The organism is Amycolatopsis suaedae, assembly GCF_004214935.1.
Taxonomy (GTDB): domain Bacteria; phylum Actinomycetota; class Actinomycetes; order Mycobacteriales; family Pseudonocardiaceae; genus Amycolatopsis; species Amycolatopsis suaedae.
In genome coordinates this window covers 499,802-514,576 of record NZ_SFCC01000003.1, presented here as the reverse complement: position 1 = coordinate 514,576, position 14,775 = coordinate 499,802, and the positions used below count along the sequence as shown (strand labels likewise).

Sequence of the window (14,775 nt, the reverse complement as noted above, 5' to 3'; positions counted from 1 at the left end):
GCCGACCTCTGGGAGACTTGCCATGAGCAACAACGACGTCGTGATCACCGGGCTGGGCGCGACCACGCCCCTCGGCGGGGACGTCGCTTCCACCTGGGAAGGTCTGCTGTCCGGCCGCAGCGGTGTCGAGCCGCTGGAGGCCGAATGGGTCGAGAAGTTCGGCCTCCCGGTGAAGATCGCGGCGCAGCTCGCGGTCGAACCGACGGAGATCCTGCCGCGGGTCGAGGCCCGCAGGCTCGACCGCAGCGAGCAGGTCGCCATGGTGGCCACCCGCGAGGCCTGGGCCGACGCCGGCCACGGTGAGGACACCGTGGACCCGGACCGGCTCGCCGTCGTGGTCGGCACCGGTATCGGTGGCGCGACCACCCTGCTGAACCAGGACGACCTCCTGGAGAACGCCGGGCTGCGCAAGGTGTCGCCGCTGACCGTCCCCATGCTGATGCCCAACGGCCCGGCCGCGCACGTCGGGCTGGAGGTCAAGGCCAGGGCCGGGGTGCACGCCCCGGTGTCGGCCTGCGCGTCCGGCGCCGAGGCGCTGGCGTGGGCGTGGCGGATGCTGCGTGCCGGTGAGGCCGACGTGGCCGTCGCCGGTGGCGCGGAGGCGGCCATCGCCGCCATCACGATGGCCGGGTTCGCCCAGGCCCGCACGATGAGCACCCGCAACGACGACCCGCACCGCGCGTCGCGGCCGTGGGACGTCAAGCGGGACGGGTTCGTGCTCGGCGAGGGCGCGGGCATCATGGTGCTGGAGCGCGCCGAGTACGCGAAGGCCCGTGGCGCGAAGATCTACGGCAGGCTGGCCGGGATCGGCACCAGCGCCGACTCGTACCACATCACCGCGCCGGACCCGGAGGGCACCGGCCAGGCCAGGGCCATCAGCGCCGCGATCCGCTCCGCCGGGCTCGACCCGGCGGACATTGGTCACGTCAACGCGCACGCCACCTCGACCCCGGTCGGCGACGTGGGCGAGACGGTCGCCGTGCGCAAGGCCATCGGCGAGCACCCGATCCTCACCGCGCCGAAGAGCGTGCTCGGTCACCTGCTGGGTGCCGCCGGCGCGGTCGAGGCCATCGCCACGGTGCTGTCCATCAAGGAAGGCGTCATCCCGCCGACCATGAACATCGAGCAGCTCGACCCCGGCGTCACGCACGACGTCGTCATCGGCGAGCCGCGCAAGATCGATCTGACGGCCGCGATCAGCGACTCGTTCGGCTTCGGCGGCCACAACGTCGCACTGGCGTTCGCTCCCGCCTGAGTTCCATGCCAGGGAAGGCCACCTTCATCACGCCGGTGAGGGTGGCCTTTCCGTGTCTCAGCACTTGACGTGCTCGGGGCTGGTGCCGGCGGGCACGATGTCGAGCTTCCAGGCGTTGCCCTCCCAGACGGCAGGCAGCACCAGCCGCCAGCGGATGCACCGTTCGGGCAGCTCGGGCGGGGCGTCGGCCGGGTCCTGCACGCTGGTGAACGCCACCAGGATCTGCAGCTGCTGCCGTGGCAGGCCCTCGATCCGGTAGACGAGGATGCTGCCGTCGTGCGTGGTCCGGTAGTTGGCGAGCCACTCGTCCCTCGGCTGGGACTGGATCCGCGCGCTGGTCACCACCGTCTTCCAGCGGTCGTAGCTGCGGCCGTTGATCGCGTCGAAGTACGTCTGCAACAGCTGCCGCACCCGCTGGTCCTCCGGGTGCGCCGCGGCGTCCGGTGTCAACTGGACCGTCGGCGGTCCCGGCTGCTGCTCCGGCGGCAGGGTGCTGACCGAGGTCGCCGCCACCTCGCCGGTGTCCTCGGGCTGCGGCTTCCGGTACACCTCGCGGGCGAGCAGCCCGCCACCGACGGTCAGCGACAGGATCACGATCAGGGCGGGCAGCAGCCACCGCTGCCGGTAGCTGGGAGCAGGCTTGCCAGGCACCTCTACAGAGTGTCAGCCCACCTGGTGCAGCCAGGTCACCGGGGCACCGTCACCGGCGTGCCGGAACGGTTCCAGCGCCTCGTCCCAGTTCGCGCCCAGCAGCTCATCGAGCTTGTGCGCGAGCTGCTCGCCTGCCCGGCTCTGCGCGACGAGGGACCGGAGCTGGTCCTCGCCCACCACGATGTCGCCGTTGGCGCTGGCCCGGCCGTGCCAGAGCCCGAGGCCCGGCACGTAGCAGAAGCGCTCACCGTCCACGCCGGGGCTGGGCTCCTCGGTGACCTCGAACCGCAGCATCGGCCACGCCTTGAGCGCGGCGACGAGACGCGCGCCGGTGCCGGCGTCACCACGCCAGCCACACTCGGCACGCAGCTGCCCGGGAGCGGCGGCCTGCGCCGTCCACTTCAGATCCACTCGGCCACCCAGGGTGCCTGAAATAGCCCACTCGACGTGCGGACATACCGCAGACGGCGACGAGTGGACGTACACCACACCACGGGTGTTTCCACGGGTGCTCACTGCTGACCTCCGCTGCTCGACGAGGTGCGTCTTCCCCTACGACCTCTCGAACGGCTGGCCTGCGTACCACATTGTGCACCTCATGCGCGTCTTTGGCCACATCAACCACACAAGTATCACCCTCATCCGGGTGGGCGCCGCCGCTGCGCCGTTCGGATCACGACCGTTCCTCCCGTGCGCGGGACCGTGCGGCTACGGTATGCGCGAAGAATCGAACACTTTCGGGGGAGGTTCAGGGTGCGGCTGGTCCGCCTCGCGCAGAAGCCGTCCCGCGTCGCCGACGACATCCGGGCCGCGCTGGCGTCGCTCGGCCGGGGCAACACGGTGATCGGCGGCGTCGCCGTGGTCGGCGTGCAGCCTCCGGGCTGCCCACGCGCGGTCGACGCCGTCGTGCTGCTGCCCAAGGCTCTGCTGATCGTGGTCGGCGTCGACCTGCCGGACCCGGCAATGAAGCTGGAGGCGCCGCTGGCCGACCAGTGGAAGGCCGACGGCTGGCCGCTGGTCGGCACCGACGAGGCGTCCAATCCGGCCGTCGAGGCGCTGTCCAGGGCGGCCTCGGTGGCCACTCACCTGCGTTCCGTTGGCGAGCTGCCCGTTCCCGTCGGGACGGTGATCGCCGTCGGGCCGTACGTGGAGACCGTCGAGCAGCCGCCCGCCGACCTGGCCGGCCCGGTGCGGGTCCTGCACCCGACCCCGACCAGCATGCTGGCCGCGACCGTCTCGCTGGCGTCGGCGGCCGAGCCGTGCTCGGTGGCCACGGCCCGCACGCTGCTGGCGGCGCTCGCCCCGGAGACCGCCCGGCTCGACGACGAGGTACTGGCAGGCGAGGGCTTCGAGCCGGCGCCGGAACCCGTCGAGGAGGCCGACCCGCTGGTCGCGCTCGCGCCGACGGTGCCAGCCGAGCCGCCCACCCAGCCGATGCGTCACCCGAAGGGCAGGCCGACCGGCGCGGTCCGCCGAGCGGCCCCCTCGGCGACGCTGCCGCCGCTGTCGAAGGTCACTCCGGTCCCGCCGCCCGCACCGGCCCCCGCGCCGCCGCCCCGGCCCGCGGCGGCCCCGAGGCAACCGGTGCGCTGGCTGCCGATGGCGGCGATGGGGCTGCTGCTGGCCCTGCTGGTGACGGCCGTCGTGATGGCGGCGACCGGCGACTCCGGCGAGCAGCCGCCCGCGCAGGCCGCGCCGCCGCCCGTACCGTCCGGGCCGCAGGTGGACGGGGTGTCGTTCGTGGAGCGGGCCGCCGGCACGGTGCCGACGTGTGCCCCGCACGCGTTCGGCGACACGCAGGCGATGCTGGAGCGCACGCCGTGCACGGCGCTGCGCCGCGCCAGCTACGAGGCGACGCTGGACGGCCGCAGGGCCGCGGTGTCGATGGCCGTGGTGGAGTTCGGTGTCGCCGCCCAGGCGGGCACGTTCAAGCAGCTGGTCGACGGGCCGGGCAACGGCGGGATCGCCGACCTGGCCACCGAGACCGGCCGCTGGCCGGGCCAGCCGCCGGCGTTCCTCGGCGCGAGCTACCAGAGCATGGCCAGCCAGACCACCATCCGGACCGTGCAGGCCTGCTGGCTGGACGGCCCCTCGACGCCGGCCGACCCGGCCCTGACCCGCATCGCCCGCGCCGCCCTGAGCCTGCCCACCCCCGGTCCCTGACGGCTCGAAGCACTCCCGGCGGGACGGGCGGCGGTGGTGGCGGCGTGCGGGAGCGTGGAGTTGGCGTGCACGAAGGTGGGACTCGCGTGCGGGAAGGTGGGACTCGCGGGTCCGTAGGGCGAGCGGGATGTCTCACGGTATGAACTCCACGCTCGTGCACGCGAACTCTGCCGTCCGGCACGCGAGTGCTACCTTCCCGCCCGCTACCCGGCGGGACCGGACAGGGCATCGCGGTGAAGGGGGCCTTCACGGCGTCTGATGCGGGAGGGCCTCGGCAACGTCGGGTGGTCCGGAGCGCGTCATTCGCGTTCCGGAAGGCGAGACTCGCGGTCCGGCCCGGCAGGGCCGCGCGAGCGGCCCGTTCGGCCAGGCGAGGACAGGACTGGTCTCGCGATCTGGACCCGGCACGCCAAGCAGTGGGACTGGGTAGGGGGAACGTGCAACTCGCGGGTCCGGAACGGTCGACTCGCGGGTCGGGAACGGACAACTCGCGCGAACGGCCCCTTCACGTGGGCGACCGGCACCAGGTGAGAACCCGGTCCACATCGTGAGTTCTGCGCTCACGCACGCGAGTTCTACGTTCCGGCACGCGAGTTCCACGCTCGAGACCAGCCACCTCGCCCTGCCCGCACCTGGACTCTGCCGGGGCCCCGACGTCTCACGTGCTGAAGGTGGTCTTCACGTGCTGTGGGCCGTTGCCGGAGCGTCAGAGGCCGTACTCCTCCAGCAGACGCAACCACACCTCGCTGATCGTGGGGTAGGACGGCACCGCGTGCCAGAGCCTGCTCAACGGCACCTCGCCGACGACGGCGATCGTCGCCGAGTGCAGCAGCTCCGCCACGTCCTGGCCGACGAACGTCACACCGACCAGCACGTCGCGCTCGGTGTCGACGACGATCCGTGCCTTGCCGGTGTAGTCGTCGGCCTGCAGGGCCGATCCGGCAACCGCGATGTCGAGGTCCAGCACCCGGTGCGGCGCGCCCTCGGCGGCCTCGGTCAGGCCGACCGACGCAACCTCCGGGTCGGTGAACACCACCTGCGGCACCGCGCCGTGGTCCGCCGTGGTGGCGTGGGCGCTCCAAGCCGAGGTGTCGACGTCACCGCCACGGGCCCGCGCGGCGATCACGTCGCCGACCGCCCGCGCCTGATACTTGCCCTGGTGGGTCAGCATCGCCCGGCCGTTGACGTCACCGGCCGCGTACAGCCAGCCACCGTCCACTCCGGACACCAGACCGGTGTCGTCCACCTCCAGAGCGTCGCCGTCGGACAGGCCGACCGACGCCAGGCCCAGGTCGTCGGTGGCCGGCCGCCTGCCGGTGGCGACCAGCAGCTGGTCGGCGACCACCTCGATGCCGTCGGGCAGCTGGACGTGCACCACACCGTCGCGTTCGGACACCCGTTCGGCGGAGGCGTTGGCGTGTACCCGCACGCCGTCGGCACGCAGGCCCTCGGCGACCAGGTCGCCGGCGAACTCAGGCATCCGGGGCAGCGGCCGGTCGCCGGACAGGATCAGGTCGACCTGCGACCCCAGCCGCGCCCACGCCTGCGCCATCTCGACGCCGACCACCCCGCCGCCGATCACGGCGAGCCTGGCGGGAACCTCGCTCGCCGCGGTGGCCTCGCGCGACCCCCACGCGTTCACCTCGGACAGGCCGGGAATCGGCGGCTGCTTCGGCACGCTGCCCGTGCAGACCACGACCGCGTGCCGGGCCCGCAGCACCCTGCCGTCGTCCAGGGTCACCTCGCGTTCGCCGCTGAGCCTGCCGCGGCCACGCACCGGCACGATGCCCGCACCCTCGGCCCAGCGCACCTGGCCCGCGTCGTCCCAGTGGGACGTGAACGCGTCCCTGCGGGCGAACACGGCGGCCGGATCGAGTCCGCCGTCCACCGGCACACCGGGCACCCTTCGCGCGGCCTCCAGCGCGATTCCGGGGCGCAGCAACGCCTTGCTGGGCATGCAGGCCCAGTACGAGCACTCCCCGCCGAACCGCTCGTGCTCGACGAGCGCGGCCGTCAAGCCGCCGCGCACCGCACGTCCGGCGGCGTTCTCACCGACCGGCCCACCGCCGATGACCACGACGTCAAAGGTCTCCTCTGGCATGACCCCAGCGCACACCACAGCGGCCCCCCGCGCAAGTCCGGGGATCCCACAGCGGATTCACAATCACGACAGGTATCCTGCCTGCCGACCGGAATACCGGGGGCGATCGAACACTTGGGAGCATCTCGTGGCGAAGAACACCGCTGTCCAATTGCTGGACGACATCACCGGCGAGCCGGCCGAGGAAACGGTGTTGTTCGCTTTCGAGGGCATCGAGTACCAGATCGATCTGTCCGGCGAGAATGCCGAGACGCTGCGGGAGGTTCTCGAGCGGCACGCGAATGCGGGCAGGCGCACGGGTGGCCGCAAGCGCAAGCGCCGGATCATCGCGCTGCCGGCGAAGAAGAAGACCACGGCTCGCAAGTCCGCTGCTGCCGAGAAGAAGCCCGCCAAGGCCGCGAAGAGCACCGGAACCAAGCGTCAGGCGGCCGCGAAGAAGAGCGAGCCAGTAAAGAAGAACGAGACGAAGAACACTCGGAAAACCGCGGCGAAGAAGGCGCCGGTGCGCAAAGCGCCGCCGGTCACCTTCTCCGCCGCGAAATAGCCGCTAAAGCGCCTTGAGTTCCTCGACGATGTCCCCGACCGACGATTTCGCGTCACCGAAGAGCATGCTTGTCTTCGGGTCGTAGAACAGGTCGTTGTCGATTCCGGCGAATCCGGAACTCATCGAGCGTTTCAACACGATGACCGACCGGCTGGCGTTGACCTTCAGGATCGGCATCCCGTAGATCGGCGAGGACGGATCGGTCTCCGCCGCCGGGTTGGTCACGTCGTTGGCTCCGATGACCAGTGCGACGTCGGTCTGCGCGAACTCGGAGTTGATCTCGTCCATCTCCTTGAGCCGCTCGTACGGGACGTCGGCCTCGGCCAGCAGCACGTTCATGTGCCCCGGCATGCGGCCGGCGACCGGGTGGATGGCGTAGGAGACCGTGATTCCCTTGCCCTCCAGCAGGTCGGCCATCTCCCGGACGGCGTGCTGCGCCTGCGCCACCGCCATGCCGTACCCGGGCACGACGACGACCCTGCTCGCGTAGGCCATCTGGATCGCGGTGTCGGCCGCGCTGGTGCTGCGCACCGGGCGCTGCTCGCCACTGCCGCCACCGGCGGCGACGGCCGCGCCGCCGAACCCGCCGGCGACGATGGCCGGGATCGACCGGTTCATCGCCTTGGCCATCAGGTTGGTCAGGATCGAACCGGACGCGCCGACGATCATGCCGGCCACGATGAGCGCGGTGTTGTCCAGCGCGAGGCCCATGGCCGCTGCCGACAGGCCGGTCAGCGCGTTGAGCAGCGAGATGACCACCGGCATGTCGGCGCCGCCGATCGGCAGCACCACCATCACGCCGAGCACGGCCGACGCCACCAGCAGCCCGATGATCAGCAGCTCGCTGGTCGCGCCGAAGGAGATCGCCACACCGCAGGCCACCGAGCCGACCAGCAGCAGCAGGTTGACCGGCTGCTGCACCTTGCCCAGCGTCACCGGCCGCCCGGTGATCATCTCCTGCAGCTTGCCGAACGCGATCAGCGAACCCCAGAACGACACCGAGCCGACCAGCGCCGCGAACAGCGAGGCGATCGCCACGTACACCGGCTCGTGGGCGTAGCCCTCGGTGGTGCGGAACTCGACCCAGGCGATCAACGCCACCGCGCCGCCGCCGACGCCGTTGAACAGCGCCACCATCTGCGGCATCGCGGTCATCTTCACCTTGCGGGCCGACGGGATGCCGACCACGGTGCCGATGCCGACGCCGAGTGCGATCAGCACCCAGTCGCTCATTCCCGGCGTGAGCAGGGTGGCGACCACGGCGATGCCCATCCCGACCGCGGCGATCCAGTTGCCGCGCACCGCGGTACGCGGGCCGGTCAGGCCCATCAGGCCGTAGATGAACAGGGCGAACGCGATGATGTAGAGAACTGCGATGAGACTGGTCACGAGTCGGCCCCCTTGTCGCGGTCGGCCCGCTTGTCCTTGAACATGGCCAGCATCCGGTCGGTGACCAGGAATCCGCCGACGACGTTGATCGTGCCGAAGGCGATGGCGATGACCAGCAGGATCTTGTTGAACACGCCCTCGACGCCCGTGCCGAGCACGATCAGGCCGCCGAGCAGGACGATGCCGTGGATGGCGTTGGTACCCGACATCAGCGGCGTGTGCAGCGTGTTGGGGACCTTGGAGATGACGGCGAAGCCGACGAAGCCGGCCAGCACCAGGATCGCGATGTTCTGCAGCATCAGGACTCCTCTCCGCGGCCGGTGACGCACGCCCCGGCGATGATCTCGTCGGAGAAGTCCAGGTGGAGCTTGCCCTCGTCGTCCACCAGCAACTCCACCAGCTCGGTCAGGTTGCGCGCGTAGAGCTCGCTGGCGTGCGCGGGCATGTCCGCGGGCAGGTTCAGCGGCGAGGTGATGGTCACCCCGTGCCGCACCACGTCGGTGCCCGGCTCGGTCAGCTCGCAGTTGCCGCCGGACTCGCCCGCCATGTCGACGATGACGCCACCCGCGGGCATGCCCTCGACGGCCGCGGCGGTGACCAGCGTCGGCGCCTTGCGGCCGGGGACGAGCGCGGTGGTGACCACCACGTCGAACTTCGTGATGGCCTCGGTGAGCCTGCGCTGCTGTTCGGCCCGTTCCTCCTCGGTGAGCTCGCGCGCGTAACCGCCCTCGCCCACCGCCTCGATCCCGAGGTCGAGCCACTGCGCGCCGACCGACTTGACCTGCTCGGCCACCTCGGGCCGCACGTCGTAGCCGGTGGTGCGGGCACCGAGCCGCCGAGCCGTGGCCAGTGCCTGCAGCCCGGCGACGCCCGCGCCGAGCACCAGCACCTCGGCCGGCGGGACGGTGCCTGCCGCGGAGGTGAGCATCGGGAAGAAGCGGGGCAGCCGGTCGGCCGCGCGCAGGACCGCGCGGTAGCCGGCGACGCTGCTCTGCGAGGACAGCGCGTCCATCGCCTGCGCGCGGGAGATGCGGGGAATGGACTCGACGGCCAGGCCGGTCACCCCGGCGTCGGCCAGAGCCTTGACACCATCCACATCGGACAGCGGGTTGAGGAAGCCGATGAGCACGGTTCCCTTGTCGAGCTTGGCGATCTCCTCCCGCGTCGGCGGGGTGACCTTGAGGACGAGCGGCGCCTTCCAGGCGTCACCGATCTCGGCGCCCGCCTCGGTGTAGGCCTCGTCGGACAGTGCCGCGCCGGACCCGGCGCCGGCTTCGACCACGACACGTATGCCGTTGCGAGCGAGTCTGGGCACGGCCTTGGGCACCATCGCGACCCGGCGTTCACCGGGCCTCGACTCCTTGACCACGCCTATGGTGAGTGGAACGTCAACCACCTGGCGACCTCCCTGTCGAGGTGCTGGGGCCACACGGACGACGAGGGGTGACAGGCGGTGCCCAGGCGCCTGATCCATCTACGTCCAGATGACCGCTTCACGATCAATGTCACGTCTACCACGGCCGGTGTGTCCTGCGGCACCACCCGCTGGCGGACAGTGTGCCCCTAACTTGTGTGTTCCGGGTCACTGCGCCAGTTGGCCACGCCGAGCAAGATCAGGCGGAGTCGTTTTTCCGCCGTTCGGAGTATTCGCCGGTCGGTTCCGGCGCCGCGGGGACGGACGTCGAGCAGGTCCTCCACCGTGGCGAGCATCGCGGTGACGATCAGGCCCGCCATCATGTGCAGGTCCTCCGAGCTCCAGGCCCGCAGCTGGTCGAAGCGGGCCAGGTCGACGGCGAGTTCGCTGGCGAACAGCCGTAGCTCGTCGGCGATGGCCCGCTGTATCGGGCCGGCGCCACCGTAGCGTTCCCGCAGCAGGAATCGGAAGTGATCCTCGTGACGGCGGACGTGGACGTGCAGTGTGTGCACCGAGTCGCGGATGATGTCGCCGGAGCTCGTTTCCCCTGTTCGCGCCGACCGGAGCATGTCACGCAGTGTGCGCATCGACTGCTCGACCAGCTCAACCCCGAGTTCCTCCATCGAGGCGAAGTGCCGGTAGAACGCCGTGGGCACGATGCCCGCGCCCCGGGTCACTTCCCGCAGGCTGAGATCGGCGAACCCGCGCTCGTCCAGCAGTGACAGGGCCGTCTCCAGCAGCGCCTGCCTGGTGCGGCGCTTGCGTTCCTGCCTGGTGTTCGTCTCGGATTCCGTCGCTGTCACCGTTCCAGCCTACGACTGTGCACCTATCGCTCAGCTCACACTACGCCCGAGTTGACACATGCGGGGCACCCTCGGGCATGCTTGAGTGCACAGGCGTTCACTCAAGGAGGTCGGGATGGGCAGGCTGACCGCGCTGGCGGAGGCGTTGCTCACGCCCCACGGCGTGGACCGCTACCTCGAACTGCTGGACCCGATGCTGGTGCGGCGCGAGATCCGCGGCGTCGTCACCGGCGTGCGGCACCAGACGCCGAGGTCGGTGACGCTGACCGTGCGGCCGAGCAAGGCCTGGCCGGGGTTCACCTGCGGCCAGTACACGCGGGTCACCGTGGACATCGACGCGGTGCGGCACTCGCGGTGCTACTCGCTGTCCGGATCCCAGCACCGGGCCGGCGAGCTGGAGCTGCACATCAGCACCGTTCCCGACGGGCTGGTGTCGCGGTACCTGCGCGAGCACGCGCGCCCGGGCATGGTGCTCGGGCTTTCCCGCCCGCAGGGCGAGTTCACGTTGCCGCCGCAGCGGCCGGAGCGGATCCTGCTGATCGCCGGGGGCAGCGGGATCACTCCGGTGCTGTCCATGCTGCGCACGCTGGCCGACGAGCGGTACGGCGGCGAGGTCACGCTGCTGTACTACACCGCGCGGCCCGCCGACCAGCCCTACCGCGACGAGCTGGCCGAACTGGCCGGACGCCCCGGTGTCCGGGTCGTCGTGGTGCACACCCGTGACCACTCAGGCAGCGGGCCGCGTGGCCACTTCCGCGCAGCACATCTTTCCGAGGTCGCCCCCTGGTACCGCGAGGCACCGGCGTACGTATGCGGTCCGGTGCCGCTGCTGGAGGCGGTCCGGAAGCTGTACGACCGCCACGGCCTCGGTGAACAGCTGCACACCGAACAGTTCACCCCGGCGGCGGGCTTCGCCGCCGGAAGCGGGGACACCACCGGGCGGGTGCGGTTCACCCGCAGCGGCAGGGAGGCAGGCAACACCGGCTCGTCCCTGCTGGAGCAGGCGGAAGCCGCCGGGCTGACGCCGGAGTACGGCTGCCGGATGGGGATCTGCTTCTCCTGCACCGCCCGCAAGTCCACCGGTCGCGTGCGTGACCTGCGGTCGGGCGCGGAGTCGGCGCAGGACGACGAGGAGATCCAGCTGTGCGTGTCCGCGCCCGTCGGCGACGTCGCCATCGAAGTTTAGGAGGGTTTCATGACCGGCTTGCAGGACCGGCTGACGCCGGAACAGGTCGAGGAGTTCGGCCGCGAACTGGACGAACTGCGTCAGCGGATCGTCGACGACCTCGGCACGGCCGACGTCGAGTACATCCACAAGGTGATCCGGACCCAGCGCGGGCTGGAGGTGCTGGGACGCGGGCTGATGTTCGCCGGGTTCTTCCCCCCGGCGTGGCTGGCGGGCACCGTCGCTCTGTCTCTGTCGAAGATCCTGGACAACATGGAGATCGGGCACAACGTCATGCACGGCCAGTACGACTGGACGCGTGACCCGGCGCTGAGCTCGCAGCGGTTCGAGTGGGACACGGTGGCGCCGGCGGAGAACTGGCGGCACTCGCACAACTACATCCACCACACCTACACCAACATCCTCGACAAGGATCGCGACATCGGTTACGGCATCCTGCGGATGGACGCCGAGCAGAAGTGGCACCCGTACTACCTGGGCAACCCGGTGTACGCGACGCTGCTGGCGATCTTCTTCCAGTGGGGCGTGATGCTGCACGACCTGGAGGTCGACCGGCTGCTCAAGGGCGAGCGCAAGTGGTCGGAGTTCCGCGAGGTCCGAGCCAGGATCGCACGCAAGGCCGCGCGCCAGTTCGGCAAGGACTACGTGCTGTTCCCGCTGCTCACCGGCCCGCTCGCGCCGCTGACGCTGCTGGGCAACGCGACCGCGAACCTGACCCGCAACCTGTGGGCGTTCGCCATCATCTTCTGCGGCCACTTCCCCGCCGACGTCGAGAGCTTCACCGAGGAGGAGACCGAGCGGGAGACGCGCGGGCAGTGGTACCTGCGGCAGATCCTCGGCTCGGCCAACATCAGCGGCGGGCCGCTGTTCCACATTCTCTCGGGCAACCTGTCGCACCAGATCGAGCACCACCTGTTCCCCGACATCCCGGCCTACCGCTACCCGAAGATCGCGCCGGAGGTGCGGGAGATCTGCGAGCGGTACGGGCTGCCGTACAACACCGGTCCGCTGCGCAAGCAGCTGTGGTCGGTGGCGAAGAAGATCGTGTCGCTGGCGCTGCCGCCGCGGCCGAAGCCGACGTCCCCTACGCTCGAACGCGAGCACGCAACCGCTGCCTGAGGAGGCCGACGATGGTCGGGGAGTACGAGCGCACCAAGGACACCGTGCAGGTCCTCACCGAGTCCGCGGCGACGCACATCGGCAACATCGCCAGCATCATCACGGCCGCCGTCCGCGGTGTCGCCAGGGAGACCGGCGAGTGGATGACCGACGTGTTCGAGATGCGCGAGGCCGCCGCCCGCGCCCGCGACGACGACCCCGAGCGGCGGCAGTGACCGGGCCGGATCAGGTGTCGAGGTAACGCAGGACGGCCAGGACACGGCGGTTGTCGCTCTCGGCGGGCGCCAGCCCGAGCTTGCCGAACAGGCTGGTCACGTACTTCTCCACCGAACCGGGTGACAGGAACAGCGTCTCGGCGATGGCCGCGTTGGACCGCCCCTGCGCCATCAGGCCGAGCACCTCCCGCTCACGTGGCGTCAGCGCGGCCAGCGCGTCGGTCCGGCGGGTGACGCCCATCAGCTGGGTGACCACCTCCGGGTCCAGGACGGTCTCCCCCGCGGCGACGCGGCGCAGGGCGTCGAGGAAGTCCGACACCTCGGCCACCCGGTCCTTGAGCAGGTAGCCGACGCCGCCCGCGCGGTCGGCGAGCAGGTCGCTGGCGTAGCTGGTCTCGATGTACTGGGAGAACAGCAGAAGCGGCTCGCCGGGGTTGGCCCGGCGCAGCTCGATGGCCGCCCGCAGGCCCTCGTCGGTGTGCGTCGGCGGCATCCGGATGTCCACAACGGACACGTCGGGCCGGTGCTCGGCGACCGCGGCGAGCAGCCGCTGGGCGTCGGACACGGCGGCCACCACCTCGTGGCCGCGCAGCGTGAGCAGCTCGGTCAGCCCCTCCCGCAGGATGACGTTGTCCTCGGCGATCACCAGGCGCATGGGTTCCTCACAGTGGAATGTGGACGGTCACCACGGTAGGGCCTCCCGCCGGGCTGTCCACCTCCAGGTGGCCGTCCACGGTGCCGACGCGGTCGACCAGCCCCGCGAGTCCACCACCGGGCCGGATCTCGGCACCGCCCGGCCCCTGGTCGGTCACCACCAGCCGCAGCCGGTCCTCCACAGTGGACACCGCGAGATCGACCGGGCCCGCGCCGTACTTGCCGGCGTTGGCGAGCAGTTCGGCCGCGGTGAAGTAGGCGATGGTCTCCACCGCGACCGGCGCCCTGCGGGCCAGCGCGAACTCGGTGCTGACCGGCAGCGCCGCGCTCGCGGTCAGGGTGCGCAGGGCGACGTCGAGGCCCGCGTCCAGTGCGGGCGGGTGAATTCCGCGGGCCAGGTCGCGTAGCTCGGCCAGTGCGCGGGTGGCGTTGCCGTGCGCTGCCGAGACCAGCGTGCGCAGCCGGTCCGGGTCCGGCTCGCCGCCGGCAAGTTCGTCGGCGGCGATGCCGAGCTTCATGGTCAGCGCCACCAGGTGCGCCTGCGCTCCGTCGTGCAGGTCCCGCTCGATGCGCCGCAGCCGGGCGGTGGCGTCGTCGACGGCGACCGCCCGGCTCGCCTCCAGGTCGCGGACCCGCTCGGACAGCGTCACCGGCCCGAGCAGGCCGCGGGCGAGCAGGCGGTCGGCACCGGTGAGGACATGCACCAGCACCGGGGTGACCACCAGCAACAACGCGGCGAACAACGACACCGCGACGGCGGCCGGCCAGCCCCGGGTGCCGATGTCGAACACCGGCATGACCTGGTGATCGCCGAACATCAGCCGCCACAGCGTGTAGAACGTCCCGGCCACGCCGTAGAGGACCAGTGCGGTCGTCATCGCCAGCATCGCCAGCGACAGCGGCAGCCGCAGCACCAGGTAGGCCAGGCAGCGCCAGGCGACGGCGTCGCCGAGTCGGCCGCGGATCCACCGCCACAGCCCGGGCTCCAGTGCCGCCGGACGCGGCGCGGGGACGGTCACGCCGAGCAGCCCACGGGCCAGCCGCCGGTGTGCCGCGCCGAGCGTGCGGGCGGCCAGCAGGCAGCCGCCGAGCAGGAGCAGCCCGATCAGCAGCGGTGTCGTCACGACGCCCAGCAGCAGGCCGAGCAGCAGCGGCAGCAGGGTGAGCAGGGTGAGCGGCACGCCGAGGAGAACCCAGGCCAGCTCGCGCCACAACCGCCCACGGAGCGGCGTCACCAGCAGGTCCCGGAGATTCACCCCTACAGCCTGCCCTCCGGCACGC

At 71.2% G+C, this 14,775-nt stretch carries 15 protein-coding genes; 6 read left to right on the top strand and 9 right to left on the bottom strand.

The window, feature by feature from the left end; translation table 11 throughout:
* The first annotated feature begins 22 nt into the window (after nucleotides 1–22).
* A complete protein-coding gene (locus EWH70_RS08330; RefSeq protein WP_130474674.1) occupies nucleotides 23–1,255 on the top strand; it encodes a beta-ketoacyl-[acyl-carrier-protein] synthase family protein in 1,233 nt (410 codons plus the stop codon).
* Between the two features lie 57 nt (nucleotides 1,256–1,312).
* Here EWH70_RS08330 and EWH70_RS08325 read toward each other — a convergent pair whose 3' ends face one another.
* Both EWH70_RS08325 and EWH70_RS08320 read right to left on the bottom strand, forming a co-directional pair.
* Nucleotides 1,313–1,906 carry a hypothetical protein gene (locus tag EWH70_RS08325; RefSeq protein ID WP_205669060.1) on the bottom strand — a complete coding sequence of 198 codons (594 nt, stop codon included), beginning with the start codon at nucleotides 1,904–1,906 and terminating at the stop codon, nucleotides 1,313–1,315.
* 12 nt (nucleotides 1,907–1,918) lie between these two features.
* On the bottom strand, nucleotides 1,919–2,422 hold the full coding sequence (locus EWH70_RS08320; protein ID WP_130474673.1) for a DUF3145 domain-containing protein: 504 nt from the start codon (nucleotides 2,420–2,422) through the stop codon (nucleotides 1,919–1,921).
* A 237-nt stretch (nucleotides 2,423–2,659) separates the two neighbouring features.
* On the opposite strand from EWH70_RS08320, the gene EWH70_RS08315 reads away from it, so the two are divergent.
* Complete coding sequence (locus EWH70_RS08315) at nucleotides 2,660–4,069, top strand: hypothetical protein (protein WP_130474672.1); 1,410 nt, start codon at nucleotides 2,660–2,662, stop codon at nucleotides 4,067–4,069.
* Nucleotides 4,070–4,775: 706 nt separating this feature from the next.
* On the opposite strand, the gene EWH70_RS08310 is transcribed toward EWH70_RS08315, so the two are convergent.
* The gene (locus EWH70_RS08310; protein WP_130474671.1) at nucleotides 4,776–6,170 is read right to left on the bottom strand and encodes a dihydrolipoyl dehydrogenase family protein; all 1,395 of its coding nucleotides are present in this window, start codon (nucleotides 6,168–6,170) and stop codon (nucleotides 4,776–4,778) included.
* 127 nt (nucleotides 6,171–6,297) lie between these two features.
* On the opposite strand from EWH70_RS08310, the gene EWH70_RS08305 reads away from it, so the two are divergent.
* Nucleotides 6,298–6,714 carry an Lsr2 dimerization domain-containing protein gene (locus tag EWH70_RS08305; RefSeq protein ID WP_130474670.1) on the top strand — a complete coding sequence of 139 codons (417 nt, stop codon included), beginning with the start codon at nucleotides 6,298–6,300 and terminating at the stop codon, nucleotides 6,712–6,714.
* Between the two features lie 3 nt (nucleotides 6,715–6,717).
* On the opposite strand, the gene EWH70_RS08300 is transcribed toward EWH70_RS08305, so the two are convergent.
* The 4 genes from EWH70_RS08300 to EWH70_RS08285 form a co-directional block, all read right to left on the bottom strand.
* Nucleotides 6,718–8,103: an NAD(P)(+) transhydrogenase (Re/Si-specific) subunit beta gene (locus EWH70_RS08300; RefSeq protein WP_130474669.1), complete on the bottom strand. Its 1,386-nt coding sequence runs from the start codon at nucleotides 8,101–8,103 to the stop codon at nucleotides 6,718–6,720.
* A complete protein-coding gene (locus EWH70_RS08295; protein WP_130474668.1) occupies nucleotides 8,100–8,402 on the bottom strand; it encodes an NAD(P) transhydrogenase subunit alpha part 2 in 303 nt (100 codons plus the stop codon). Before EWH70_RS08295 ends, EWH70_RS08300 begins: the two co-directional genes overlap by 4 nt.
* The gene (locus EWH70_RS08290) at nucleotides 8,402–9,499 is read right to left on the bottom strand and encodes a Re/Si-specific NAD(P)(+) transhydrogenase subunit alpha (RefSeq protein ID WP_240686868.1); all 1,098 of its coding nucleotides are present in this window, start codon (nucleotides 9,497–9,499) and stop codon (nucleotides 8,402–8,404) included. Before EWH70_RS08290 ends, EWH70_RS08295 begins: the two co-directional genes overlap by 1 nt.
* Nucleotides 9,500–9,666: 167 nt before the next feature.
* On the bottom strand, nucleotides 9,667–10,320 hold the full coding sequence (locus EWH70_RS08285; RefSeq protein ID WP_130474666.1) for a TetR family transcriptional regulator: 654 nt from the start codon (nucleotides 10,318–10,320) through the stop codon (nucleotides 9,667–9,669).
* Between the two features lie 115 nt (nucleotides 10,321–10,435).
* Here EWH70_RS08285 and EWH70_RS08280 point away from each other — a divergent pair, with 115 nt between their 5' ends.
* The 3 genes from EWH70_RS08280 to EWH70_RS08270 are packed head-to-tail and all read left to right on the top strand — an operon-like array spanning nucleotide 10,436 to nucleotide 12,840.
* Nucleotides 10,436–11,506, top strand: coding sequence for a ferredoxin reductase (locus EWH70_RS08280; protein WP_130474665.1), 1,071 nt, complete (start codon nucleotides 10,436–10,438; stop codon nucleotides 11,504–11,506).
* 9 nt (nucleotides 11,507–11,515) lie between these two features.
* Nucleotides 11,516–12,625: a fatty acid desaturase family protein gene (locus EWH70_RS08275; RefSeq protein WP_130474664.1), complete on the top strand. Its 1,110-nt coding sequence runs from the start codon at nucleotides 11,516–11,518 to the stop codon at nucleotides 12,623–12,625.
* Nucleotides 12,626–12,636: 11 nt separating this feature from the next.
* Nucleotides 12,637–12,840, top strand: a complete 204-nt coding sequence (locus tag EWH70_RS08270; protein WP_130474663.1) for a hypothetical protein — start codon at nucleotides 12,637–12,639, stop codon at nucleotides 12,838–12,840.
* 10 nt (nucleotides 12,841–12,850) lie between these two features.
* Here the strand turns inward: EWH70_RS08270 and EWH70_RS08265 are convergent, their stop codons facing one another.
* Nucleotides 12,851–13,495 carry a response regulator transcription factor gene (locus tag EWH70_RS08265; protein ID WP_130474662.1) on the bottom strand — a complete coding sequence of 215 codons (645 nt, stop codon included), beginning with the start codon at nucleotides 13,493–13,495 and terminating at the stop codon, nucleotides 12,851–12,853.
* Between the two features lie 7 nt (nucleotides 13,496–13,502).
* The gene (locus EWH70_RS08260) at nucleotides 13,503–14,750 is read right to left on the bottom strand and encodes a sensor histidine kinase (protein ID WP_130474661.1); all 1,248 of its coding nucleotides are present in this window, start codon (nucleotides 14,748–14,750) and stop codon (nucleotides 13,503–13,505) included.
* Between the last annotated feature and the right edge of the window lie 25 nt (nucleotides 14,751–14,775).

Bases quoted from the DNA above. Each gene is read 5' to 3' on its own strand.
- EWH70_RS08330 (WP_130474674.1), top strand. From the start codon at position 23: ATGAGCAACAACGACGTCGTGATCACCGGGCTGGGCGCGACCACGCCC.
- EWH70_RS08310 (WP_130474671.1), bottom strand. From the start codon at position 6,170: ATGCCAGAGGAGACCTTTGACGTCGTGGTCATCGGCGGTGGGCCGGTC.
- EWH70_RS08295 (WP_130474668.1), bottom strand. From the start codon at position 8,402: ATGCTGCAGAACATCGCGATCCTGGTGCTGGCCGGCTTCGTCGGCTTC.
- EWH70_RS08280 (WP_130474665.1), top strand. From the start codon at position 10,436: ATGGGCAGGCTGACCGCGCTGGCGGAGGCGTTGCTCACGCCCCACGGC.
- EWH70_RS08275 (WP_130474664.1), top strand. From the start codon at position 11,516: ATGACCGGCTTGCAGGACCGGCTGACGCCGGAACAGGTCGAGGAGTTC.
- EWH70_RS08270 (WP_130474663.1), top strand. From the start codon at position 12,637: ATGGTCGGGGAGTACGAGCGCACCAAGGACACCGTGCAGGTCCTCACC.
- EWH70_RS08265 (WP_130474662.1), bottom strand. From the start codon at position 13,495: ATGCGCCTGGTGATCGCCGAGGACAACGTCATCCTGCGGGAGGGGCTG.